Source organism: Haloferax profundi, assembly GCF_001469865.1.
GTDB lineage: Archaea > Halobacteriota > Halobacteria > Halobacteriales > Haloferacaceae > Haloferax > Haloferax profundi.
Window position 1 is genome coordinate 1 of the sequence record NZ_LOPV01000477.1, and the last position, 1,327, is coordinate 1,327.

At 57.0% G+C, this 1,327-nt stretch carries 1 protein-coding gene and 1 pseudogene; both read right to left on the minus strand.

Annotated elements, in window-relative coordinates; translation table 11 throughout:
• Positions 1–193 (minus strand): annotated as a pseudogene (locus tag AUR66_RS15610) (hypothetical protein); the annotation flags it as partial.
• Between the two features lie 168 nt (positions 194–361).
• The gene (locus AUR66_RS15615) at positions 362–1,300 is read right to left on the minus strand and encodes a transcription initiation factor IIB (protein ID WP_058573183.1); all 939 of its coding nucleotides are present in this window, start codon (positions 1,298–1,300) and stop codon (positions 362–364) included.
• Positions 1,301–1,327 lie beyond the last annotated feature (27 nt).

Sequence of the window (1,327 nt, forward strand, 5' to 3'; positions counted from 1 at the left end):
CCGCGGTGGGTAGTTCTCCCCAGCGTGCTTTCCCAGCGACGCTCGTCGAATCGTCGTCGAAGGTCACATAGTAGTCGAAAACAGCCCCATATTCGGGCGAAGCTCCCACGAGTCGGTCGAAGACGCTTCGTCCCACTGCGAGTGCTTCGTCTGTTGTCGATGCCCCTACGAGCGCATAGATTATCTGATGCATTCTTTGGTACCTCGCTGGCGCTCTGAGTCGTTCTCTAACTGTCTCACGACCCATTGCGCCGGCACCCATCGCCGGCGCACACAAAACTAACAGATGCGACATGCCCGTTGAGTAGACACGGTATGGAAAACGCTGAGACAAAGTTGCCAATCCAATTCTCGATTTGGTTCACGGGTGTCGTTGATGCACTTCCTGAATCGAATTTGAATGTGCCCTGATTGTTGGAACCGAGACGTCCGCCACTTGCGCAACTTCGACTTGTGTGAGCCGGAACGCTTCCCCCAGAGACGCACGATACAGGCACGCCCCTGCAAACCCCGACGGCTTGAGACCCGTCGTGACACCCAATGCCTCCGACGCCTCAGCCAAATCCAGCGCCTGCTGTCGAACCGGATCAGGGACAGCAAGTTCGGATGCGAGTCGCGGGACGAAATCACGAGGGCGAACAGGCTGTGTTGGCAGCCCAAGTTCCGTATTCAACGTCTTGTAGGCGTTTACCACCCGCTGGTTCTCCACACGCGCTAAGCCAGCAACCTCCTCGAGCGTTCGCAGAAGCCCGTTGCATCGACAAACTCCATAGATACTTGCTGCTGCCATCGACTCGACTGACCGGCCACGAAGGAGATCTTCGTTCTGGGCACTGCGGAAGAGTCGACACGCCTGGTCACGAATCGAATCGGAGAATCCGAGCGCGCCTGCAATCCGGCGTACTTCGCCCAATCCCAGTGCAAGGTTTCGCTCTGCTTTCGACTGGAATCGTCCACGGGACTGTTCACGACGCATCCGAGCAACCTGCTGCCGTTTCTTCCCGGAGAGTGTTCGTCCACCAGCGTCTCGCTTGTAACCGATTTCTGATGAGAGGCCACGGTCGTGCCGGGTCGGTGTCAACGGAGCGCCCGTTCTCCGTTGGCTCTCCTCGTCTCTCTCAGTGATTCGCCACTCTGGACCGTGGTCGATTTGATACTCGTCGATGACGAGTCCACACTCCTCGCAAAGAGTTTCGAGCGTGTTCGTTCTCACAAAGCCGCCGCAATCTGGGCAGACGTTGTTCGTGCTAGCCGATACATCCTCGTCGAAGCCAGTTTCGTAGATATCTCTCGTTGCCATTGGTCATCAGCGAGGTATTCTTTCTGC